Origin of the sequence: Shewanella abyssi (assembly GCF_023284025.1) — a bacterium.
GTDB lineage: Bacteria > Pseudomonadota > Gammaproteobacteria > Enterobacterales > Shewanellaceae > Shewanella > Shewanella abyssi.
Map to the genome: position 1 here is coordinate 14,824 of NZ_JAKIKR010000050.1, position 22,570 is coordinate 37,393.

The 22,570-nt window shown below is 45.4% G+C and carries 19 protein-coding genes and 1 other annotated feature; of the genes, 10 read left to right on the top strand and 9 right to left on the bottom strand.

What is annotated here, in order from left to right; genetic code table 11:
- Nucleotides 1-27: 27 nt before the first annotated feature.
- Nucleotides 28-1,218: an SO2930 family diheme c-type cytochrome gene (locus L2755_RS17690; protein ID WP_248982002.1), complete on the top strand. Its 1,191-nt coding sequence runs from the start codon at nt 28-30 to the stop codon at nt 1,216-1,218.
- A 451-nt stretch (nt 1,219-1,669) separates the two neighbouring features.
- On the opposite strand, the gene L2755_RS17695 is transcribed toward L2755_RS17690, so the two are convergent.
- From L2755_RS17695 to L2755_RS17705, 3 genes are all read right to left on the bottom strand, one after another.
- Nucleotides 1,670-2,713 (bottom strand): helix-turn-helix domain-containing protein, encoded by a 1,044-nt coding sequence (locus L2755_RS17695; RefSeq protein ID WP_248982003.1) that lies wholly within the window; start codon nt 2,711-2,713, stop codon nt 1,670-1,672.
- Nucleotides 2,714-2,845: 132 nt separating this feature from the next.
- Nucleotides 2,846-3,877 carry a protease SohB gene (gene sohB / locus L2755_RS17700; protein WP_248982004.1) on the bottom strand — a complete coding sequence of 344 codons (1,032 nt, stop codon included), beginning with the start codon at nt 3,875-3,877 and terminating at the stop codon, nt 2,846-2,848.
- 142 nt (nt 3,878-4,019) lie between these two features.
- Nucleotides 4,020-6,515 carry a VolA/Pla-1 family phospholipase gene (locus L2755_RS17705; RefSeq protein ID WP_248982005.1) on the bottom strand — a complete coding sequence of 832 codons (2,496 nt, stop codon included), beginning with the start codon at nt 6,513-6,515 and terminating at the stop codon, nt 4,020-4,022.
- A gap of 262 nt (nt 6,516-6,777) precedes the next feature.
- Between L2755_RS17705 and L2755_RS17710 the strand changes: the two genes are divergently transcribed.
- Complete coding sequence (locus L2755_RS17710; RefSeq protein WP_248982006.1) at nt 6,778-7,515, top strand: YciK family oxidoreductase; 738 nt, start codon at nt 6,778-6,780, stop codon at nt 7,513-7,515.
- Between the two features lie 82 nt (nt 7,516-7,597).
- Here L2755_RS17710 and rluB read toward each other — a convergent pair whose 3' ends face one another.
- From rluB to rnm, 5 genes are all read right to left on the bottom strand, one after another.
- Nucleotides 7,598-8,470 (bottom strand): 23S rRNA pseudouridine(2605) synthase RluB, encoded by an 873-nt coding sequence (gene rluB, locus L2755_RS17715; RefSeq protein WP_248982007.1) that lies wholly within the window; start codon nt 8,468-8,470, stop codon nt 7,598-7,600.
- Complete coding sequence (gene scpB, locus L2755_RS17720) at nt 8,463-9,059, bottom strand: SMC-Scp complex subunit ScpB (protein ID WP_248982008.1); 597 nt, start codon at nt 9,057-9,059, stop codon at nt 8,463-8,465. The genes rluB and scpB overlap by 8 nt, the downstream gene beginning before the upstream one ends.
- A gap of 12 nt (nt 9,060-9,071) precedes the next feature.
- Nucleotides 9,072-9,860: a segregation and condensation protein A gene (locus L2755_RS17725; RefSeq protein WP_248982009.1), complete on the bottom strand. Its 789-nt coding sequence runs from the start codon at nt 9,858-9,860 to the stop codon at nt 9,072-9,074.
- Nucleotides 9,861-9,956: 96 nt separating this feature from the next.
- Nucleotides 9,957-10,577 (bottom strand): L-threonylcarbamoyladenylate synthase, encoded by a 621-nt coding sequence (locus L2755_RS17730; protein WP_248982010.1) that lies wholly within the window; start codon nt 10,575-10,577, stop codon nt 9,957-9,959.
- A complete protein-coding gene (gene rnm, locus L2755_RS17735; protein ID WP_428847812.1) occupies nt 10,574-11,452 on the bottom strand; it encodes an RNase RNM in 879 nt (292 codons plus the stop codon). Before rnm ends, L2755_RS17730 begins: the two co-directional genes overlap by 4 nt.
- Nucleotides 11,453-11,790: 338 nt before the next feature.
- Nucleotides 11,791-11,901 (top strand) — a sequence feature (Trp leader region).
- 87 nt (nt 11,902-11,988) lie between these two features.
- Here rnm and L2755_RS17740 point away from each other — a divergent pair.
- From L2755_RS17740 to trpA, 6 genes are all read left to right on the top strand, one after another.
- Nucleotides 11,989-13,572 carry an anthranilate synthase component 1 gene (locus L2755_RS17740; protein WP_248982012.1) on the top strand — a complete coding sequence of 528 codons (1,584 nt, stop codon included), beginning with the start codon at nt 11,989-11,991 and terminating at the stop codon, nt 13,570-13,572.
- Nucleotides 13,569-14,186, top strand: a complete 618-nt coding sequence (locus L2755_RS17745) for an aminodeoxychorismate/anthranilate synthase component II (RefSeq protein ID WP_248982013.1) — start codon at nt 13,569-13,571, stop codon at nt 14,184-14,186. Before L2755_RS17740 ends, L2755_RS17745 begins: the two co-directional genes overlap by 4 nt.
- Before the next feature lie 7 nt (nt 14,187-14,193).
- Nucleotides 14,194-15,246, top strand: coding sequence for an anthranilate phosphoribosyltransferase (gene trpD / locus L2755_RS17750; protein WP_248982014.1), 1,053 nt, complete (start codon nt 14,194-14,196; stop codon nt 15,244-15,246).
- Nucleotides 15,247-15,352: 106 nt separating this feature from the next.
- A complete protein-coding gene (gene trpCF / locus L2755_RS17755) occupies nt 15,353-16,771 on the top strand; it encodes a bifunctional indole-3-glycerol-phosphate synthase TrpC/phosphoribosylanthranilate isomerase TrpF (protein ID WP_248982021.1) in 1,419 nt (472 codons plus the stop codon).
- Nucleotides 16,772-16,845: 74 nt separating this feature from the next.
- The gene (gene trpB, locus L2755_RS17760) at nt 16,846-18,060 is read left to right on the top strand and encodes a tryptophan synthase subunit beta (protein WP_248982015.1); all 1,215 of its coding nucleotides are present in this window, start codon (nt 16,846-16,848) and stop codon (nt 18,058-18,060) included.
- Nucleotides 18,053-18,862, top strand: coding sequence for a tryptophan synthase subunit alpha (gene trpA / locus L2755_RS17765; RefSeq protein WP_248982016.1), 810 nt, complete (start codon nt 18,053-18,055; stop codon nt 18,860-18,862). The genes trpB and trpA overlap by 8 nt, the downstream gene beginning before the upstream one ends.
- Nucleotides 18,863-19,000: 138 nt before the next feature.
- On the opposite strand, the gene L2755_RS17770 is transcribed toward trpA, so the two are convergent.
- Nucleotides 19,001-19,960 carry an integron integrase gene (locus L2755_RS17770; protein WP_346348103.1) on the bottom strand — a complete coding sequence of 320 codons (960 nt, stop codon included), beginning with the start codon at nt 19,958-19,960 and terminating at the stop codon, nt 19,001-19,003.
- A 402-nt stretch (nt 19,961-20,362) separates the two neighbouring features.
- Here L2755_RS17770 and L2755_RS17775 point away from each other — a divergent pair, with 402 nt between their 5' ends.
- Nucleotides 20,363-21,502, top strand: coding sequence for an IS91 family transposase (locus L2755_RS17775; protein ID WP_248982018.1), 1,140 nt, complete (start codon nt 20,363-20,365; stop codon nt 21,500-21,502).
- 292 nt (nt 21,503-21,794) lie between these two features.
- Complete coding sequence (locus tag L2755_RS17780; RefSeq protein ID WP_248982019.1) at nt 21,795-22,463, top strand: hypothetical protein; 669 nt, start codon at nt 21,795-21,797, stop codon at nt 22,461-22,463.
- The last annotated feature ends 107 nt before the right edge of the window (nt 22,464-22,570 follow it).

Sequence of the window (22,570 nt, forward strand, 5' to 3'; positions counted from 1 at the left end):
AAAAATAAACTACTGTCTAGGTGACTTATGCATAATCTAGTTATCCTCTGTCTAATGCTACTTCTCAGCGCCTGTGGCGATTCCAGCGACACAAAAGAGCTCGCTAGCGAAGAAGCCCCACTATCCCCCACTGAACCAACAACAGACCCAGCTCCATCGCAGTCAGCATGTGACGCCACGACCAGTGAGGTAAACTGGGATGCCTTAATGGCTGAAGATTGCCAGGAGTTGTCACAATATGGACTATTTATAGACTCTAGCATTCCGACTATCGACCCTATCGCGCCGGGGATCGGCTATCAACTTTCGACTCAATTATTTTCCAACTATGCCAGTAAACACCGCTTCATATTTGTTCCTCCAGGGGAGAAAATAGCTTATCACTCAAGTAACACCTTCGAGATCCCAATAGGCACTGTTCTTGTCAAAACGTTCTCATTACCCTTCGATACACAAGTGCTTGGCGCAAGTAATGAAGTGCTCATTGAAACTCGATTACTGATCCATAGAGAAGCGGGCTGGACCACTCTGCCCTACATTTGGAAAAACAGCGTCGCAACACTACAACAAGCGGGCAGGGATATTCCCCACAGTTTGAACCATCAAGGTCGCCAAGAAACTTTCGATTATCACGTTCCCAGTCGCGCAGAATGTAAAATATGTCATCAATCAACCTTTGCCAGTGACACCCAAACGGTGCGTATTCGCCCGATAGGGATTAAAGCGCATCTGCTCAATCTCGATATTAATCATCAAGGCCAGTCCACCAATCAACTACAACTTTGGCAACAACTTAATATGCTCTCAGGATTACCTAACCTTAGGGACGTTGGCAAAACCGCTGACATACTTGACCAAGGCGCTTCACTGACAACGAGGGCAAAAGGCTATTTGGATATCAACTGCGCCCACTGTCACAACCCCGACGGCTTTGCCAGCATTTCAGGACTGCGCCTTGGTTTTTATGTCGACCATACTAGCTATCAATACGGTATTTGTAAGCAACCCCCTGGCTGGGATGGCGGTGCCAAAGGCTTGTCTTACGACATTATTCCTAGCGATGGAGAGCACTCTATTTTGGTTTATCGCCAACAGCTTAATGAGCCCAAAGATAGAATGCCGCCCATTGGGAGAGCCATTGCCCACACAGAAGCCGTGACCGTGATTAAGGACTGGATTGATGCTATGGCACCAGAACTGGGCAGTTGCCACCACTAAGTAAGGAGCAAGGAGTTAGGAGTTAGGAGTAATCGAATGCGAATGCTCCACCATATAGCAAGAGCCATTGCCCACACTGAAGCCGTGACCGTGATTAAGGACTGGATTGATGCTATGGCGCCCGAACTTAGCAGTTGCCACCACTAAGTAAGGAGTAAGGAGTAAGGAGTAAGGAGTAAGGAGTAATCGAAAGCGAATGCTTCATCCATATCGGAAGAGCCATTGCCCACACTGAAGCCGTGACCGTGATTAAGGACTGGATTGATGCTATGGCGCCCGAACTTGGCAGTTGCCACCACTAAGTAAGGAGCAAGGAATTAGGAGTAATCGAAAGCGAATGCTTCATCCATATAGCAAGAGCCATTACTCACACTGAAGCCGTGACCGTGATTAAAGACTGGATTGATGCTATGGCACCCGAACTTGGCAGTTGCCACCACTAAGTAAGCGCTTAATCTAAATTAGTCGCCTTATCAGCCCCCTTATGTAAGCGATGAAAATGGCCCGGAGGATGGCCAATCCAGTGCTTAAAACTCTGTCTAAAGTGGCTAACATCACCAAAACCCATTAAGTCGGAGATAGCTTCAATAGAGTGTTCACTGGATAAAATAAGATTCACCGCCATTTGGCACCTAACCTGATCAATCAGTTTTTGGTAATTAGTGCCAGCAGCTAAAAGTCGGCGTCTCAGTGTACGAGTACTAATCTCTTGCGTTACCGCCATCGACTCCATACTTGGTAATTGAGGCGCGCATTCTCTTAATATAGTAAGAACGTCGGTAATATAAGACTGAGCGCGCTCTATATCTGCCGTTAACTCGACATCTTTAAATGAAAAGGTTATCGGTAGGCTTAAGAATTTGTGCTCTATAGACCACTCAAAAAACTCTCCATCAAAGTGGATATTCGCCCCAGTGCGAGACGCTAGAAATTCAGTTTGTCGCTTGGGCTCGGCTAATATAATGTCTTTGGCTGGAACCTTTTCGCCCGTCAGCTCTTCGGCAAAGGTCATAAGCGAACCAATACTGTGCTGAAACTGACAACTGTATTTATCGGTCTCCAACTTAGTCGTATTAAGCCATCTTACTTTCAAAACACCCTCCTCATTTCTCAGGAATGTATCAGAAAAGCTTCCGACCAATTCGGGATGTGCGATAACAAATTCAAGACATTCACCGAGAGTATTAAACCTCGCTAAATGGCCAAGTAAGAAACCCAAATCAGTAACTTTGTAATCACTCGCTGCTTTTACTCCAACTTCAGCATCGTTACTGATATTTTGTAAATAAGTCATTGCATAATCGACTTGCCATACATAGACAAAATGGCTGTGTGCCAGCTCTGTTTCTCCCACGCCGATATCTTGGCACAATTGCGCTGCAGCAGAGCTGCCAAAGTGCTTTTTTAAGTAGTTAACTAAATTGCGCAATTCATACGCGGGGTAGGATTGATCGCCAACCATCAGATGAGGTTTATAACTGCAGTTCTGGTGCATTCCACTCGACTAATATAATGATTGGTTAACTCTATTTTTAGCGGATCTAAATACGAATTAATAGTCTTAAAGTAAAATGAGTGACAAAAAAACCTGCATCTGCAGGTTTTCTCTATTAACGATGAGCGCGGCTTACTTGTGCGGCTGATCTTTCTCTGCAAATTTATTAAAAATTGCATTAAACGATAGCGAGGCGCCATGAGCAATTTTATCTGCAAGTTTTTTCTTCAGCTGGTAAGTCACCTTCACGACAGTGCGCTCATTGGCGAGCTTCATAATGACATCATCACTGGTGGCAATTTCATCGATTAAGCCAAGTTCAATGGCTTGCTGGCCATACCAATGCTCGCCTGTAGCGACTTTTTCAATATCAAGCTCTGGACGATACTTAGAGATAAATGCTTTAAACAACACATGCGTCTCCTCAAGCTCTTTTTGAAACTTTTCACGTCCTTCATCAGTATTCTCACCAAAAATGGTCAGTGTGCGTTTGAAGTCCCCTGCCGTATGCTGCTCGTAATCAATATCATGCTTTTTAAGCAGACGATTAAAGTTAGGCACCTGAGCTACCACACCAATAGAGCCGACAATAGCGAAAGGAGCCGCGTAGACCTTATTAGCCACACACGCCATCATATAACCACCACTGGCAGCTACTTTATCGACACAAATAGATAATGGAATTTCAGCTTGTCTCAAACGGTCAAGCTGGCTGGAGGCAAGTCCATAACCATGTACCATACCGCCGCCACTTTCAACATTGACGATAACTTCATCACCTTTATCTGCAATGGTCAAAATAGCAGTGATCTCTTCACGCAGTGACGCAACTTCACTGGCATCGATGCTACCTTTAAAATCGATAACATAGACTTTAGGTTCAAGTTCAGGCTCTTTATTGTCTTTTTGTGCTTTCTCTTGCGCTTTCTCGTCAGCCTTTACCTGCTTCTCATAGGCCTTAAATGCTTTTTTAGACAGCAGTTCTTCTTTAAGGTCATGCTTCAACGATTTTAAGTCATCGCTGATATTGGTTATTTTGAGTTCACCCTTGTCTGTTTTATGCTTAATCGTTGATGCCAACACCACGATCACAACAGCCAGAATCGATACTACAATCGTTACCGCTTTTGCAAAAAACAACCCGTACTCGTACAGAAATTCCAAAATACTCTCCAGCCCAATCGATTTTTTGATTTTGTTAATTGCCGCTATTCTAACAGCCTTTAAGCAATAAAAAATGCCAATAAAAAATGCCAATAAAAAACCCAGCATAAGCTGGGTTTTTTTGATTAAAAATCAATCTATTTTACATGCAAGGTTGCACTACCGCTGCTGCTGCATCGGGTCCGACGACTAAACCAAGATAGATAGTCGGGCTCACTGCATCCGGTAAACCAGCACTATAAGAGAAAAATGCTGCTTGAGTCTGCATCTCAACAGTCACCACATCTTCTAGGCCATCAGTAACACCTTCAACAGGTGACGGAGAGACAAGAGAGCTATGGTGGCCTTTAGTAAATCGAACCACACCAGAACCAACATTGGTTGAATCAACACACTCAAGGCCAAGGTTTTCAATTAATGGCTCGGTACCCGACAGCGGATAGCCCTTAACGTCGTTAGGCAATGTTTGATCCGGCAAGCTGTTTGCGCCATCACCGACGATTTCAATCAAGTGTAGTGGCAAGCCCGTCGCTTTAAGCATTGCGGCATGGTTAATTGGGTCAGCACTGTCAACTGCCGTTTGAACCGCAAAAGCAAAGGTCGGTAAAAATGCATCATATACCATTTTAACTAATGCATCGTATTCCGGCGTACCGGGTTCATAACCAAGATCTTTATTCGCTTCTTCAACCAGTGCCATAAAGGTGTCGCTGGTAATAATGTTGTCAAACAACATTGGACCAAAGGTGGCAGAGCCAATGAAAGTGCCCGCAAAACCGCCAGTAGGCGCGACTAACGATGCTGCATTTAACTTATACACATAGCTGCGATCATCACCCGTTGGATGCGTTAAACCCGTACTTGCGTAAGTGGCAAAATCAGTACCGACGATTGCGCCGAGGCTCAAACCTTGTGCACTAATCTGATTATTATCAAATACCTGATCCATACCATAACCCTGCAGTTTAGCAGCGTAGCCGGTCAATGCAGCGCGAAGGGCCAAATGGTCAAAGGTGGCTTGGCGGAAGTTATCACGTACCGTCAACGTACTAGCGATATTAATAAACGCTAAAGGATTACCATTTACAAAGGCTTCAGGTGTGCCCACAACATTACCAAAACTTTCATCCGTTGCAGATACTTCATAAACACCATCTTTATTAACATCAAATGAGCGCGCCCCATGAAGTGGCATATCGATAGCAACAGTGGCAACGCCAAGCTCTCCATAGGTACCAGCATAGGCAAACGCCATCTCCTTACCACCACCTAAACCATGCAAAGCGATGGTTGTTGGCCAACCTGTAGCTGGAGCAGGCACTGCGTTTGGAACAGTCATAAGCACCGGAACTGTTTCATAGCCCTTTATCTGTGGGATTGGGTTATATTTGGTTAGATGCCTTGCCTTATCAGCAGCCGTGCCGTCATCCAAGAACCATAGCTTGCCAGCCAGTTGCGCTGGATCGCTCAATGCAGCAACCGGATCTTCGATGCCATGCACTGTTGCTTGGGTAAAGTAGTTCTCTTGGCTCAGCGTGCCCGCTTGCAATGCTATAAGTACTGACACTGGGCTATCGAAAGCCGCTGTCCACCAGCCATTGATTGAAAAATTGCCTTCCGCATCCAAACAGTTTGTTGATGAGCATTCACTGTATACCGGCAGTTTTAGAGCTGCAGTCCAAATGTTAACCTTGCTCGCACCACTATAGGCTGGGTGCTCTGGCGGCAAACCTAGCTTGTCTGCTAATGTAACACCACTGTCAGTAGGCAAAGCTAAAAACTCAGGCATATAATCTGGCTGGCCCGCAATTAATAGTTTAGACACTTCATAAACATCAGCAATAGATTGCGTGGTAAACAGTCCTGAATAACTAACGGATTCAGCATCCGGGCCGCCCGCTGCCGCCATGCCCTTCTCGTAACTGTTAACCGCGGCTTGCAAAAGTAACTGCTTTGGCGTTTCCAGTGGCTTAGTTTCAATGTCTAACTTAAGCAATATGTAGGTAGATGAAGATGCGATTGCACGTCCTGCTGAATCTTGTATCAAGTTGGTAGTGGCATAGACGTAAGACTGCTTCGCTTTAAGAGGCTTAAGCGGCACGATAACAATTTTATTACCTGAAGTTGTCGATATGAAGTCGACACCATACTGCAGTTCCGCACCGATTTTACAGGCTGAAATATCTGGCGCGCTGGTACATTCTGGATCGGAAGAAAGTGAACCGCCCACTGTCGCTTCGAACATTCTTACCGCACCAGCTTGTGCGACCGATGTTTTACTTAAGGTCAATACGGTACCGTCACTGTCCGTCGCTGGTGCCACTACAATAGAGATTGGCGCTGTGGTAGACCAACCATCCAGTGCACCCAAGGCTATCATTGGATCACTATAATCGCCATTGGCTTCGCTTGGCTTGGTTGGATCGTCATCTTGTGGGATATTGATGGTACCGTCAGTGGTACCACTAAAAAGGATATCGTTAGGTAATGGTAATTCACCGTTAGCCGGATCGAAAACGATGACAGACTGAGGGACCAATGGTTCCGTTTTATCAACTAATTCGTTATAACTGTCTTCACTACAAGCAGTGAGACCCAATGCAGATGTGATTGCGACACCCAAAAAGAGCTTTTTCATCTTTTTTCCCCAAATCTTGTTGTAATAATTTTGTTTTTACTAGGAAATTGGTCACAATAGTCAGCAACGTATGACCAATAGGGCTTATTGTTAGCCCTTAACTCAACTCAAGTTAACGTAAAAGTATTGACTTAGCTACATTTTTGTCACAAACGATTAGCGAATAATCGAGTAATAATTAATCGTTTGTTTTAAACAGCTGTTTATCATATCGGCGACTCTAGAAGTGACGGGCGTTTGAGCTCAGAGGAAGTATTAACTCATGTTGGAATATCAAGCTGCAAAAGATTTACTTAATGGCAAAGTTATATTGGTCACAGGTGCCGGTGACGGCATCGGAAAAACAGCGGCGCTAACATACGCGCAGCATGGTGCCACGGTCATTCTGTTAGGTAAGACGGTAAAAAAACTAGAAGCAGTATATGACCAGATTGAACAGGCTGGTTACCCAAAACCTGCTATTGTGCCACTCGATTTGAAAGGCGCCACCGAGCAAAACTACCTCGATATGGCTGAAACCATTGAAGAGCAATTCGGCCAATTAGATGGATTACTACATAACGCCAGCATGTTAGGCGTGCTAGGTCCGTTTGAACATATCAGCATGAGCTCGGTCGAAGAGGTGTTTAAAGTTAATGTAATTGCTGAGATTATGTTAACGAAGGCCTTGCTACCTGTCATGGGAAAATCTGCCAGCGCGTCGCTTATCTTCACCTCAAGCAGTGTTGGCCGCCAAGCCCGTTCGTTTTGGGGAGAGTATGCCATGTCGAAATTTGCGACCGAGGGCATGATGCAAGCAATCGCCCATGAATATGAAGGTAGTAACATTCGTACCAACAGTATTAATCCAGGTGCGACTCGCACCGGTATGCGTGCAAATGCCTATCCTGCTGAAAATCCGCAATCACTTAAAAAGCCTGAAGAGATCATGCCAACCTATCTGTATTTGATGGGCAAAGACTCAAACGACATTAATGGTCAACAGTTTAACGCGCAGTAATCGCTGAGCGCTAATCCAAGAATAAGACCAACAAAAAAGCCGCTAAAATAGCGGCCTTTTTAATCCCAATCACAGTCGCTATTTACGAGCGGCTGCGGGTAGGTTTATTCGCTGTTGCCGTAGATTTATGCTTTTTCACTGCACGACGGATCTTGGCACCACGTACTTTCGCACGAGCGACACTGTGTTTATCAGTGCCTAGCATGCTGCGAGTTTCATCTTCCATCCCCGCTGTTTTACGCAAATAGTTAACCTCTTCCATCGGTAACTCAATCCAACCACCACGTGGCAGAGATTTAGGTAACTCAATCATGCCGTAGCGAATTCGGATAAGTCTGCTGACCTGAACCTCTTGAGATTCCCATAAACGGCGCACTTCGCGGTTGCGGCCTTCAGCTAAGCTGACGTGCCACCACTTGTTCATGCCTTCGCCGCCAGCCGCTTTGACTTTATCAAAACTAGCAGGACCATCTTCCAAGGTAACACCCTTGCGTAAACGCTGGATGCAAGCATCGTTAACTTCACCAAACGTACGTACGGCGTATTCACGCTCGACTTCATTTGATGGGTGCATAAGACGGTTAGCTAACTCACCGTCAGAGGTAAATAGTAATAAACCAGAGGTGTTAATATCCAAACGTCCAACCGCAACCCAGCGTGAATCGCGAGTTTTTGGTAAACGATCGAAAACCGTAGGGCGACCTTCAGGGTCTTTACGGCTACAAATTTCACCTTCTGGCTTGTGATAAGCAATAACGCGGCAAATCACATCAGCTTCAGATCTTATAGAAATGGTACGGCCATCAATGCGCACTTTGACATCCGATTCAATGCGATCACCAAGGCTTGCTATTTCACCGTCAACACTAATTCGGCCTGCAGCAATCCATACCTCCATCTCACGACGGGAGCCATGGCCTGCTCGGGCCAAGACTTTCTGCAATTTTTCACTCATTAGTAGACTCTTCTGTTTTTTCGGCAACACTTTTCACTGTCGAGAAAAGTGCGTCCAATGATTCGGGATCTGACAACGACGGGAGTTCCGTGATGCTGTCCAAACCGAAATATGAAAGAAACTCTGTTGTTGTGGCATAAAGCGCTGGTCTTCCCGGCACCTCTTTATGACCCACAACTTTAATCCAGTTCCTATCGTTTAAACTCTTAATGATATGGCTGCTAATCGCCACACCTCGAACAAACTCAATGTCACCACGGGTAACAGGTTGTCGATAGGCAATAACGGCCAATGTTTCTAGGGTTGCACGAGAATACTTAGGCGCCTTCTCTTGCCACAATGGTTGCAAGTACGGGCTTAGCTCTGCGAGAGTTTGAAATCTATACCCTCCTGCAACCTTAACTAACTGTACTCCGCGCCCTTCATAATCGAGCTGCAGCTCATCAATAGACGCCTTTATCTTCGCCCTAGAAACACTAAACTCTGCAAGTACGGTTTCTTTAAGCGCTTTTATCGTCATCGGCTTGGCCAATACGAAAAGACTCGCTTCTATTAACTGCTTTAGCTGCTCTGGATTAATCTGTGCCAACGAAGTCGATCCTTAGTACGCTCTAACATGTATAGTCGAAAAAGGTTCAGCTTGAACCAGTTCAACCAACAATTCTTTCACTAATTCCATTAACGCCAAGAAGCTCACCACGACGCCACTCCGACCCTCTTCGACATCAAATAAAGCTTCGAAAGGCAGATAGGTTTGTGCATTCAGTTTTGCCAAAATTTGCGTCATACGTTCTCGAGTCGATAACACCTCTCGAACAACATGATGGTTTTCAGTCGCTTCTATGCGCTTAAGCACCGAAGAAAACGCACGTGCAACGTCTGTGAGTGACACTTCTGGAGGCAATAACTCAGGCTTTATATTGGCTGCTGGAACCGCTTTTGCTTGAAAAAAGTCGCGCTCCATTCTCGGCAGCACATCTAACTTTTCTTGCGCGTCTTTTATCACTTCATAGGCTTTTAATTGGCGTATTAGCTGGGCACGAGGATCATCTTCTTCCCTCAGTTCAACATCTGGTTTTGGCAATAATAACCGAGACTTAATCTCAGCTAATGTCGCAGCCATCACCAAATAATCCGCCGCCAACTCGACTTTGGCACCTTGTAGCAGATCCACATACTCTAAATATTGTTGCGTTATCGCAAATATAGGCAGATCAACCACATCGAGTTTTTGTTTACGAATGAGGTATAACAACAGATCTAACGGCCCTTCAAAGGACTCAAGAAATACCTCTAACGCTTCGGGCGGAATAAAAAGATCCTTCGGCATCACCTTTACAGGCTCACCTCGCACCACGGCTAAAGGTAATTTTTGTGCAATTGCCTCCATCCGTCACACCCACTCTTAATTCGCAAACGCGCGATTATACCCGTAAATCACTATGGTTTAAAGCGATACTCGCCTTAAGTCACCGAAGAGTACAGCTTATCGGAATGGGGTCACATCTCCAGCGCCTTCGCGGATAATGTCAATGTCACCTTCTGACATATCAATGACAGTCGTTGGCTTTTCACCTAGGTATCCACCATGGATAATCAAGTCGACCTGATGCTCAAGAATGTCACGAATATGCTCAGGATCTGACTCGGTAAACTCTTCACCAGGCAAGATTAAACTGGTCGACATCAAAGGTGCATCGAGCGCTTCTAATAATGCCAACGCAATGACATTGTCAGGTACGCGAATACCTATCGTTTTCTTCTTCGGATTTTGTAGCCGTTTAGGCACCTCTTTTGATGCTTTAAAGATAAACGTATAAGGCCCTGGCGTATTATGCTTTAGTACACGATACGCTTGATTATCAACCCGAGCATAGGTTGCTAGCTCAGACTGATCACGACACATTATTGAAAAATTATGGTCGTTATCAATTTGTCTAATACGTGCAATTCTACTCATTGCATCTTTATCGCCTAACAAGCAGCCCAGCGCGTAGCCTGAATCTGTTGGATAGACAATGACACCGCCCTTTTGAATCACGTTAACGGCTTGACTGATTAAACGTGCTTGAGGATTTTCCTCATGCACATAAAAAAACTGACTCATGGTGCTTCCTTCCATTTTTCTGACTGCCAAACCCAATTGACACCTTGGGGTTGGAACATATTTTTGCCCAGCTCTATCCAGCTTCCGGGAAAATGAAAATCACTCCCTAGTGAGCACATCAGGTTATTGAGTACACTTAACGCAATTAAGTTACTGCGATCATCAATTGTCTGCTGACCCAATACCACTTCAATGGCGTCGCCATTGGCTGCTTTAAATTCACGCACTAAGCGCTTTAGCCATTTAGCTGATAATTTATAGCCACTTGGATGAGCTAAGACGGCTACGCCGCCCGCCTGATGGATAATGGCAATAGCACTGGCCATATCCCCCCAATTATTAGGTGCGTAACCTGTCTTCCCGCGAGCCAAATACTTCTTAAATACATTTGCTGTCGTCGTGGCATAACCTTGCTCAGCTAACCAACGAGCATAATGACCGCGACTAATTGCAGCTTCACCAGCATAGAACTTAGCACCTTCATAAGCGCCTTCGATGCCCGCTTTAGTCAGTCGTTCTCCTATCTCAAATGCTCGAACGGCTCTGAGTTCGCGTTGATGTGCTAAAAACTCAACCATTGTAGGGTTCTCAATATCAATATTGAGTGCCACAATGTGAATATCGAAACTGTTCCAACAGGTAGAGATCTCAACACCGTTGACTAACTCCAGTGGCGTTTCATGGTTTTTATTGTATTGGTGTGCTTCTTGTAAGCCATCGGTGGTGTCATGGTCAGTAATGGCAAACACTTGCACGCCTTTACTGATAGCACGTTCGATTAATTCTGAAGGGGTAAGCTGACCATCTGATGCCGTCGTATGACTGTGCAGATCAACCAATTTTATTTCATCAATGTTTTCATCTTTCATCCCCATATAATACGTGAGTTTACAAATGAAAGGTGATTTAAATAACCTAAATGTAATCAAATTGCTTTGCTTGCGCCTTTATATGCAGCTTCGCCTGCACAGGTTTACCCTTCTCTTCACTGCGACATTGGTACAATGTTTATTAAATTGGTAAACAAATCATTAAATCGTCGCTAAAACAGCGGTTGCTACGCCGTTATTCGCCCTAATATTTGACGTTTTCATTATCTTTTCTCAAAAAGAGAAATATTCAATTGACAGCCTTTGTCTGCAAATGTTTTTATATAGCCACGACAACAAACTAGATTGATAATTTAATGACACAGTTTACAACTTTCCAAAACATTAATTGGTGGTGGCACTTCCCAAACTAGCGGGTGGTGTGAAAATCTGTGCTCAATCAGTTTGAGACTAGATTCAACAAGAAAGCCCGCACACATTGCGGGCTTTCTTGTATCTAAACGGCAGTAATAGCGTTAGATACAGTTCCCCCAAGCGGCAGGCTCTTGATTTCTCATTATAAAGATAACGTTAAAAGAGATATGACAATGAACACAATTGCTAAAGTGGTGACTCAAAAGGAAGCGCTGGCTTATCACGACGACCCGTTGCGCTTATACCAGCATATTACCAACGATGCACCGCACACCATGTTGCTTGAGTCTGCTGATATTGAGAGCAAAGACCACCTTAAAAGTATGATTTTGACCCATGGGGCAATGAAGATCCGCTGTGATGGCTACAAACTCTGTTTTCAGGCCTTTACTCAAAACGGCCAAAACCTGCTTGCCCCTATAAAGCAGTTTTTTAGCAGCAACTTCGCAACAACGGAGTTTATCGAATCATCGGCAAACTCGTTAACCGTCAAGCTGCAAAAAGAGTGTAACCAAACTGATGAAGATGCTCGCTTAAAGTCGACCTCTCCCCTTGATGGTTTAAGAATGCTAGTCAAACATATTCGATGTAATGAGACGCCTGCGTTTGAAGACCTATTTTTGGGCGGCGTATTATCCTACGATCTAATCGATACGGTTGAGCCGTTGCCTCAAGTGCCAGAAGGTAACAATAGCTGCCCAGACTATCTATTCTATCTCGCCGAGACCTTAATACTTGTTGATCATCAACAGCAAACTGCCGATATTATCACCCATCAGTTTGAGACCTCTAGCCCGTCAGACAAGCTAGACATTCAAGCAACACTAGCGACTCGAATGGCACAGCTGCAACAAACCTGTAAATCCCTCGACCCGGTTGCTGAGCTAAAAACCATCAATGCCGAGACTCAGGTCAATATCTCAGATAGTGAGTTTAAACAAACGGTCAACGATCTAAAGCAGCACATCATCGCCGGTGATATCTTCCAAGTGGTGCCGTCTCGTAGCTTTAGTTTGCCCTGCCCCAATACACTCGGTGCGTATCGAGCCCTAAGACTTACCAACCCAAGCCCCTACATGTTTTACTTTAGAGGTGAAGGTTTCACCCTCTTTGGCGCCTCACCTGAAAGCGCACTTAAATATGAAGCCAGTACCAATCAAGTTGAGATCTATCCTATTGCAGGTACGCGTAAGCGCGGTAAGACTGCCGATGGTGAGATTGATTTTGATCTTGATAGCCGCAATGAGCTGGAGCTGCGTCTCGATAAAAAAGAGCTGTCTGAGCACATCATGCTCGTCGACTTGGCACGTAATGATATCGCGAGAATAAGCCAAAGTGGCACTCGAAGAGTACCCGAGCTATTGAAAGTTGACCGTTACTCCCATGTTATGCATCTCGTCAGCCGAGTCACGGGGCAACTGCGAACCGACCTTGACGCCTTACATGCCTATCAAGCGTGTATGAATATGGGCACCTTAACGGGCGCGCCCAAAGTCAGTGCCGCTCAACTTATTCGCGGCGCAGAAAAGACCCGTCGTGGCAGTTATGGCGGCGCAGTTGGTTACCTCAACGGACTCGGTGATATGGATACCTGTATCGTTATTCGCTCCGCTTTTGTCAAAGACGGCACTGCTTATATCCAAGCTGGCGCAGGCGTTGTGTATGACTCTGACCCACAAGCCGAAGCCGATGAAACAAGACAAAAGGCCCAAGCCGTCATTTCAGCCATCAAGATGGGAGGTGGACTATGAAAATTTATCTACTCGATAACTTTGACTCATTCACCTATAACCTAGTGGACCAATTTAGAAGCCTCGGCTATGAAGTGGTTATTTATAGAAATGACGTCGATGCCGATTTTATCGCAGCCAAGTTACTGAATGAAACACAACCAGCCGCATTGGTGTTATCGCCAGGCCCTGGTGCGCCCCATGAAGCGGGTTCACTGATGGCATTAATTGGCAAAGTTGCCGGCAAGCTGCCGATGCTGGGCATTTGCCTAGGGCATCAAGCGCTGATCGAACATTATGGCGGCAAGGTCGAGCGAGCAAAGCAAGTGGTACACGGCAAAGCCAGTCCAACAGTACACAAGGGTAAAGGTATCTTTGCCAACCTGCCCTCACCTTTGCCCGTTGCTCGCTATCACAGTTTAGTGGCAACTCAGGTGCCAGACTGCTTAGAGGTGATAGCCACCACTGAAGATATGCCGATGGCCATCATTCATCAACAAGACAAGGCTGTGGGGTTTCAATTTCACCCCGAATCAATACTCACCACGCTTGGCAGTCAGTTGTTAGTGCAGTCGTTAGCCTATCTGGCGCAATCATTAACTCAAACCAATGCCAAACTTGACGGAAAAGGATAACAAAGTCATGAGCCAAACTACGGACAATGCCCCACTGCTTGAATCACTTTATCGTGGTGAAAGCCTCAGTCGTCAAGATGCTAAAAAACTGTTTAGCAGTATCATTCAAGGCGAAATGAATGAAGTCACCATGGCGGGTATGTTAGTTGCGATGAAAATGCGCGGCGAAACCATTGATGAAATATCTGGCGCGGCAGACGCATTACGAGCCGCCGCAAAAAACTTTCCAACACCCAATGAAAGCACGGTAACCCAAGGCATTGTGGATATTGTCGGTACCGGCGGTGATGGCCATAACACCATCAATATCTCGACTACCGCCGCTTTTGTTGCCGCAGCCGCTGGCGCAAAAGTGGCTAAACATGGCAATCGCAGCGTTTCAAGTAAATCTGGCTCATCAGATCTTTTAGCCCAATTCGGTATCGATTTGACCATGGCGCCTGAGACTGCCCGTGATTGTTTAGATAACTTAGGCCTTTGCTTCCTGTTTGCGCCGCATTATCACGGCGGCGTCGCCCATGCCGTACCAGTTCGCCAAGCACTTAAAACTCGCACCCTATTTAATGTGCTTGGGCCGTTAATTAACCCATCGCAGCCAGACTTTATGTTGCTCGGTGTATATAGCGCAGAACTGGTGGCGCCAATAGCGCAAGTCGTTAAAGCCCTTGGTATAAAACGCGCTATGGTCGTTCACGGTAGCGGCCTTGATGAAGTTGCGATACACGGCAACACCTTGGTAAATGAGCTCAATGAAGGCACTATTACCGAGTATTATCTCACCCCAAGCGAACTCGGCGTAGAAACTGCGCAGTTAACCGACCTTGAGGGCGGTGCACCTGAAGAAAACGCGGTATTTACCCGAGCGATTTTGCAAGGTAAAGGCTCAACGGCGCACATGAATGCGGTAGCTGTTAACGCAGGTTGCGCCCTGTATATCTCCGGTGTTGCAGATTCTGCAAAAGCAGGCACAGCACTGGCGTTAGCCACCATTGAAAGCGGTAAAGCCTATCAACTGCTGACAGCGCTCGCTGATGCAAGCCAAGCAGCAAAAGGAGCTTAGTGTGAGCCAACTATCTAATACAAGCCCTAATAAAAGTGCTAATAGCAGTACTAATACTAATATAAGTGCCAGTACCGATAACGAAACCGATTTAAGAGAAGCCCCAATGGCCAACAGCGCGACGGCAAAAGAGAGCAATGTATTGACCAAGATTGTTGATACCAAGCCTGAACATATTGCGGCATTAAAACTGCGCTTCCCAGAAGCGGGCTTAATGCCGAAGCAATCAGACCGCAGCCTGTTTGATGCACTTAAAGCGCCTAATGCGGGCTTTATTTTAGAGTGCAAGAAAGCCAGTCCATCGAAAGGGTTAATTCGAGACATATTTGATGTGGACGCGATTGCCGATGTTTACGACCGCTACGCAGCTGGGATCTCAGTATTAACCGACGAGCTGTTTTTCCAAGGCGACATGGACTACATCCCCCGCGTCCGCGCCCGTGTTCACCAACCTATCTTGTGCAAAGACTTTTTCGTTGATGAATACCAGATCAAACTCGCTGCCCACCAAGGCGCCGATGCGATATTATTAATGTTATCGGTACTCGACGATGTTCGCTATCAAGCGCTGGCTGCCGAAGCGGCCAAGTATCAGTTAGATATTTTAACTGAGGTGAGTAACGAAGCTGAATTGTCACGTGCGATTACATTGAATGCGGCGATTATTGGTATTAACAACCGTAACCTACGTGACTTATCAACCGATTTAGCCACTACAGAAGCGTTAGCACCGCTAATACCGGCAGATCGCGTCGTAATTAGCGAGTCAGGGATCTACAATAATGCCCAAGTCCGCCGTTTGGCGCCGCTGGTTGACGGATTTCTCGTCGGTAGCTCATTAATGGCAGCAGATGACTTAGATTTGGCTTGCAGAACCTTAACCTTTGGCCACAATAAAGTCTGTGGTTTAAGCCGTATTGAAGATTTGATTGAAGTCGCCAAAAAAGGCGCGGTTTATGGCGGGTTAATCTTCGCTGAAAAATCGCCTCGCGCCGTCACCAAAGCTCAGGCAGTCGACCTTGTTAGCCAACTCGCTACATCAGGTTATAAACTTAATCTAGTGGGTGTTTTTGTAAACGAGCCTAGCGATATAATCGCATCACTTGCAAGTCAGCTCGGGCTATATGCGGTGCAACTGCATGGACAAGAAACCGCACTTGAAATTGATACGCTACGCAGCGCACTGGCAGCCTTAAAAGCTGATTGCCAAATTTGGAAAGCCGTTGCCGTTAAATGTGACGGTAGTGATACCAAGCTAGAGGCTCCGAGCAATGTCGATCGCATCTTATTTGACAGCAAAAGTGAAGGACAGTTTGGCGGCACCGGACAGGTCTTTGATTGGCAGCAAGCCATCCCCAATCGCAACAAGGCGATATTAGCGGGAGGCCTAAGCTTGGATAACGCCAAACTTGCCGCTAGCCAAGGCTTTTATGGGCTCGACTTTAACAGCGGCCTCGAGCAAAGCCCTAGCGTTAAAGATCACCACAAAATAGCCGAAACATTTAAGTATTTGCGTCAGTACTAGTATGAGAATCCCTCTGCACGCTGGCAACACCACCGCTGGCATGCAGTAAGAAATGAAAGATAAAGGAACCGATTATGAGTAAGTTAAACCCCTATTTTGGGGAATATGGCGGCATGTACGTACCGCAAATTTTAATGCCAGCCCTCAAGCAGCTAGAAACCGCCTTTATCGAAGCGCAAGAAGATGAAGCGTTTCAAAAAGAGTTTACCGACCTCCTTAAGAACTACGCAGGTCGCCCAACGGCACTCACGTTAACTAAAAATCTTAGCCCTAATCCATTGGTTAAAATTTACCTAAAGCGTGAAGACCTGCTCCACGGCGGCGCGCACAAGACTAACCAGGTGTTAGGCCAAGCACTGCTGGCAAAGCGCATGGGTAAGAAAGAGATCATCGCCGAAACCGGCGCGGGTCAACATGGCGTAGCGACAGCCCTTGCCTGTGCACTGCTTAATTTAAAATGCAAAGTCTACATGGGCGCCAAAGACATTGAACGTCAATCGCCAAACGTCTTCAGAATGAAACTCATGGGCGCCGAAGTAATTCCGGTTACATCAGGTTCTGGCACCCTAAAAGATGCTTGTAATGAAGCGATGCGCGACTGGTCTGGTAGTTATGAAAAGGCGCACTACTTATTAGGGACTGCAGCCGGTCCACATCCGTTCCCGACCATAGTGCGTGAATTTCAACGCATGATTGGCGCCGAGACTAAAAAGCAGATCCTTGAGCGCGAAGGACGTTTACCCGATGCGGTTATCGCTTGTGTCGGTGGTGGTTCAAATGCCATCGGTATGTTTGCTGACTTTATCGATGATGAAGAGGTGGCGCTTATCGGTGTTGAGCCAGCAGGCAAAGGGATTGATACCCCAATGCATGGCGCACCATTAAAGCATGGTAAAACCGGCATTTTCTTCGGTATGAAAGCCCCACTAATGCAAGACAGTGAAGGCCAAATTGAAGAGTCATACTCAGTGTCGGCCGGCCTTGATTTTCCATCCGTTGGTCCGCAGCACGCACACCTTGCCGCAACTGGCCGTGCAACGTACGAGTCAGCCACCGATGATGAAGCGTTAGAGACGTTCCAGTTACTGGCTCGCAGCGAAGGCATTATTCCAGCACTGGAATCAGCCCATGCCATTGCCTACGCCATTAAGCTCGCAAAAGCCGCCACCAAAGAAACCCTATTAGTGGTCAACCTTTCGGGTCGAGGCGACAAAGATATCTTTACCGTGGCCGATATATTAGAGACCCAAGAAAAAGAAAAATTAGCGAAGGAGAGTGGCAATGAGTAATCGTTATCAAACCGCATTTGCAGCCCTTGATAAGAAGAATCAAGGCGCATTCGTGCCCTTTGTCACATTAGGCGATCCTTCACCAGAGCTGTCGCTCAAGATCATCGACACTCTAGTTGAAAGCGGTGCAGATGCGCTTGAACTGGGTTTCCCATTTTCTGATCCGTTAGCCGATGGCCCAGTAATTCAAGGCGCGAATCTGCGTTCACTCGCAGCGGGTACCACGCCAACTCAGTGTTTTGAGATGCTAACGACTATCCGGGCAAAGTACCCTGATTTACCGATTGGCTTACTGCTATACGCTAACCTGGTATTCGCCAATGGCATTGATGCTTTTTATGCCAAAGCGCAAGCCGCTGGCGTCGACTCGGTACTGATTGCCGATGTGCCTGTTGAAGAAGCAGAGCCATTTATTGCATCGGCTAAAGCTCATGGCGTGGCACCGATTTTTATCGCGCCGCCCAATGCCGACAGTGAAACATTAAAGTTGGTAAGCGATAAAGGCGAAGGCTATACCTACCTATTATCGCGTGCTGGTGTGACAGGTACAGAGTCAAAAGCGGGTATGCCGATCAGCGATATTCTTGAGCGTTTAAAAGAGTTTAATGGCGCGCCGCCACTACTTGGTTTCGGTATTGCAGAACCTGCGCAAGTCAAAGCGGCAATTAATGCCGGCGCAGCAGGTGTGATTTCAGGTTCTGCCGTGGTCAAAATCATCGATGCAAATAAAGACAATGAAGCCAACTTGCTCAGCGCACTGGCTGAATTTACTCGCAACATGAAAGCTGCTACGGCTCGATAACTTTAAAGTGAACGGTTAGCTCAAGTTGTTAGACTGACGCGATTAGCCCTCTCACGTAAAAGCGTGGTACTCCAACGAGTGCCGCGCTTTTTATTGGATTTTTGTTGCCAATTGTACCTAAGTAGCCCTTGCTATTAACTAGAGATCATCCATCGGGCTACTTGTTCCCGCATAGTGCTGCCCTAAAACATGAGTATAAATCTGAGTGGTGTTGAGATCATTATGCCCTAGTAACTCTTGCACGGTACGGATGTCCCGCCCTTTCTCTAGTAAATGGGTCGCAAATGAGTGCCTAAAAGTATGGCAAGTTACTCTTTTACTTATATTTGCTAGTTGCACAGCCCGTTGCAGCTTTTTTCTAACAGTGCTGTCATGCCTATGGTGACGACAAGTGACTCCGGTTAGCGGGTGCTGGCAAATATTCTGAGACGGAAATACAAACATCCAAGCTGTTTGACGGTAAGCATTAGGGTATTTTTTACCAAGCGCAAATGGGAGCGATGGCCCTATACCATTGAGATTATCTGCTTGTTGTAGAACAATCGCTTTTTCTATGTAATGAGTCAATTGCTTGGCACTACTCTGGCTCAATAGTGTTTGACGGTCTTTATTTCCTTTCCCATCCCTAATTAACAAGGAGAAGTTATCAAGATTGATATCTTGGATCCTCAGCCTTAAACATTCGTTAACACGCAAGCCACTGCCGTATAATATTTCAATAATTAATTTAGCAGTCCCCTTCAGATGCGATAGTACTTTGCTGACCTCTTTTTTACTTAGTACTGTTGGTAACCGACGTTGCTTACTGGCAAGGGTAAAACCCAAATCCCCGAGTTCAATGTGCAAATATTTATGGTACAGAAATACTAAGGCATTCAGGGCAACTTTCTGGGTGTTGACTGCGACATGTCCATTGGTCGTAAGCCAACTGAGAAAACACTTAACCTCTAGCGCACCGAGCTCTGACGGATGTCTTTTATGATTAAAAAGTATGTAACGCTTAATCCAATATAGGTATGACTTTTCGGTTCTGATGCTATAACCACGTAAACGGATATCTTGTCGAATAGCTTCTAAAAAGGGACTTGAGGACATAATTGCAGCCAACCTCTAGCACTGTATTTATATACAGTATTATTGGTATTGTTCAAAAATCAAGTTGAGTAATTGTACTGGTTGCACGATTTGCTATTGTTAAAAAAAATAAAGTAATGTAACTTCAATGAGATAAGAGATTCGTCTGCGCGTTTTGCAGGAGATACGAGGCAAATTAGTTCTCTATTCTCGTTTTTCCAGCAGGTGATTTGGGAATAATCGTTAAAATCGCTTATATATTAATTACTTATTAATGCACGCGTTGGCTGGTCTAACCTGATAAACGCGCAAGGCGTGTATACAAATGTTGAACCTGCCGGACGGAGTCCGGAGAAGCCCATAGTCGATCAATTTCCATTAAAACAACCACTGTGTTTTTGTACAGGGTAGTCTATATTTATTGCTATGACGCAATATTCCTTACAACAAGTTCTCACTCAATATCCGCCCAATAACTTTGGGTTGAAACTGCCGCTGTATCAACACAAAGCCCTTGATGCAATCACGGGTTGTCGAACTCAAAAGATGGGTAGTCACGGTCAATATTGTGAGCAGGGTCATCTTTGTGGGGTGTTCTATAACTCTTGCAGGCATCGAGGTTGTCCCCAGTGTCAATCAGTGAAGCGAGAGCAGTGGCTTGCAGATTGGTCAGCTCGATTACTCGATACTCAACATCACCATTGGATATTTACTTGCCCCCATGAACTACTGCCACTTTGGCGTTTTAATCGTGCCTGGTTTCAAGGATTGCTATTTAAGAGCGTGGCCGAGACGTTAAAGAAACTGTTTGCAGACAAACAGCATTTAGGCGTTCAAGCTGGTTTCTTGCTTGCGCTTCATACTTGGGGGCGCAATTTAAGTGATCACCCACATATACATTGTTTAATGACCCATGGTGGTCTTGATGATGCAGGTAAATGGCAGCAGCCAAGAAGCAAAAGCTTATTGCCAGCTGAAGTGGTCAAGCGCATGTTTAGAGGGAAGCTCATTGCCAAATTAAAGGCGGGGATCAATAAGGGCGAGTTGATATTACCCAATGCTGAGACAAGCACAACTGTCATTAACCTACTCAATAAACTTGGCCGGGTTAAATGGCAGATTTATGCATGCAAACCCTATAATCATGGCTTCGGGGTGGCAAAATATTTAGCGCGATACATGTGTGGCGGCGCCCTTAAAAACCATCAGATACTGAAAATTAAAGATGGGCAGGTGCATTTCAGATATCGAGATCACCGGACTAAAAAGATGGAGCGAAGCCGATACAAGATTGCCGACTTTGAACGGCAAATATTACGTCATCTGCCGTTACCCAACCAGCAGAGTATGCGTTATTACGGCTTCTATCACCCCAGTCAGATAGCCCGCTTAAATCAAGCGAGGTTGAGTCAAGGGCAAGCAAAATATAAAACGCCAAGTCTGCCTGATTGGCAAGCCGTGATGGATAAATTTGGTTTAACGATAGATTGTGCGATCTGTGAGGAGTTAGAGAGACAAGCCGCAACGGACAATAAGCATACGGTGGTCAATAGCACTCGACATTAATAGGCATAGGATTATTGCCTGCAATTAGCAGGTGGCATTGTGGTGGGTGATCGTTATTAGCTTGGAAAATATCATTATAAAAGAGGGTGATAAATGATTTTACTTACGGTAGTCTACTGATTAATAAATCAGCTGGTTCGCTACTCGCAAGTGAGCAATCACCACAGGTGTCGCGGCAGTTCAACAAGACGATCAATGAGACGATGTTTAGGCCTTTACGAGGGCTTTTTTTTAGGATAAAACATCGGCTCATTATCTAAGCGTTATGCGTTTAATTTAATATGGAGCCTACATGGCATTTGAAGACGATACTAAAAAACAAATTGAAAATTATGTTGGTGGTCATCTAGCTGATTGGGACTGGCACCAAGCTAGGTTTAATATTATCAGTGACGATACTTTGAAGGATAGGTTAGCTGACGAATTTATGTCTGCTAGATATATCTATAAGTTACTAGAAGGGATGTCTGCTGATGGATGGTTACTTAGAGCTCAAATTAGAATTCAAGTACTTTCATACGCATCAATATATGAAGCTGTGATTCATCATATATTGTTTGAGGATTTTAAATCTCACCCTAAGGTAATTGCTTTAACAGAATTCCAAGCAAAGAAAGTTATTAGTATTCCTGCAAATAAATTAGCAGTCTTGGAAAAAGAACTTGAGCATGATGGTAAAGGCATAATCCCAACTTATATAGGAGTAGGTCGTACCGATATTACAAAAGTTAGGTTTGATAGCAAAGCAGAATGTACATTTCAACTTGGTTTAATTGATGAATGGTTAAGAGATGAAATCATTGAGTTTTATGAGGCTAGAAATGCGATTCACATACACGCTGAAATTAGAAAAAGCTTAGATTATCAGTTAGATCTTTCTAAACGAGCTTACAGACGAATGGAGCCATTTATAGAACAAATTGCTAGCAACCACTCCAATGTAAGCGTTGAAAACGTATAACGAATAAGGATAGGCCGCGCGCAGCCGCGTCCTTATCCCAAGTGTTGAACAAGCCCGAGATTGCAGGAAGTGATACCTTTATATAGTCAATAGCGGCGCGAGAGTTC

Coding starts and splice junctions, on each gene's coding strand:
- L2755_RS17690 (WP_248982002.1), top strand. CDS start 28: ATGCATAATCTAGTTATCCTCTGTCTAATGCTACTTCTCAGCGCCTGT.
- rnm (WP_428847812.1), bottom strand. CDS start 11,452: ATGGGGATGAAAGATGAAAACATTGATGAAATAAAATTGGTTGATCTG.
- L2755_RS17710 (WP_248982006.1), top strand. CDS start 6,778: ATGTTGGAATATCAAGCTGCAAAAGATTTACTTAATGGCAAAGTTATA.
- trpB (WP_248982015.1), top strand. CDS start 16,846: ATGAGTAAGTTAAACCCCTATTTTGGGGAATATGGCGGCATGTACGTA.
- trpA (WP_248982016.1), top strand. CDS start 18,053: ATGAGTAATCGTTATCAAACCGCATTTGCAGCCCTTGATAAGAAGAAT.
- L2755_RS17695 (WP_248982003.1), bottom strand. CDS start 2,713: ATGCACCAGAACTGCAGTTATAAACCTCATCTGATGGTTGGCGATCAA.
- rluB (WP_248982007.1), bottom strand. CDS start 8,470: ATGAGTGAAAAATTGCAGAAAGTCTTGGCCCGAGCAGGCCATGGCTCC.
- L2755_RS17705 (WP_248982005.1), bottom strand. CDS start 6,515: ATGAAAAAGCTCTTTTTGGGTGTCGCAATCACATCTGCATTGGGTCTC.
- L2755_RS17725 (WP_248982009.1), bottom strand. CDS start 9,860: ATGGAGGCAATTGCACAAAAATTACCTTTAGCCGTGGTGCGAGGTGAG.
- trpCF (WP_248982021.1), top strand. CDS start 15,353: ATGGCCAACAGCGCGACGGCAAAAGAGAGCAATGTATTGACCAAGATT.
- L2755_RS17780 (WP_248982019.1), top strand. CDS start 21,795: ATGGCATTTGAAGACGATACTAAAAAACAAATTGAAAATTATGTTGGT.
- L2755_RS17730 (WP_248982010.1), bottom strand. CDS start 10,577: ATGAGTCAGTTTTTTTATGTGCATGAGGAAAATCCTCAAGCACGTTTA.
- L2755_RS17775 (WP_248982018.1), top strand. CDS start 20,363: ATGACGCAATATTCCTTACAACAAGTTCTCACTCAATATCCGCCCAAT.
- L2755_RS17745 (WP_248982013.1), top strand. CDS start 13,569: ATGAAAATTTATCTACTCGATAACTTTGACTCATTCACCTATAACCTA.
- trpD (WP_248982014.1), top strand. CDS start 14,194: ATGAGCCAAACTACGGACAATGCCCCACTGCTTGAATCACTTTATCGT.
- L2755_RS17740 (WP_248982012.1), top strand. CDS start 11,989: ATGACAATGAACACAATTGCTAAAGTGGTGACTCAAAAGGAAGCGCTG.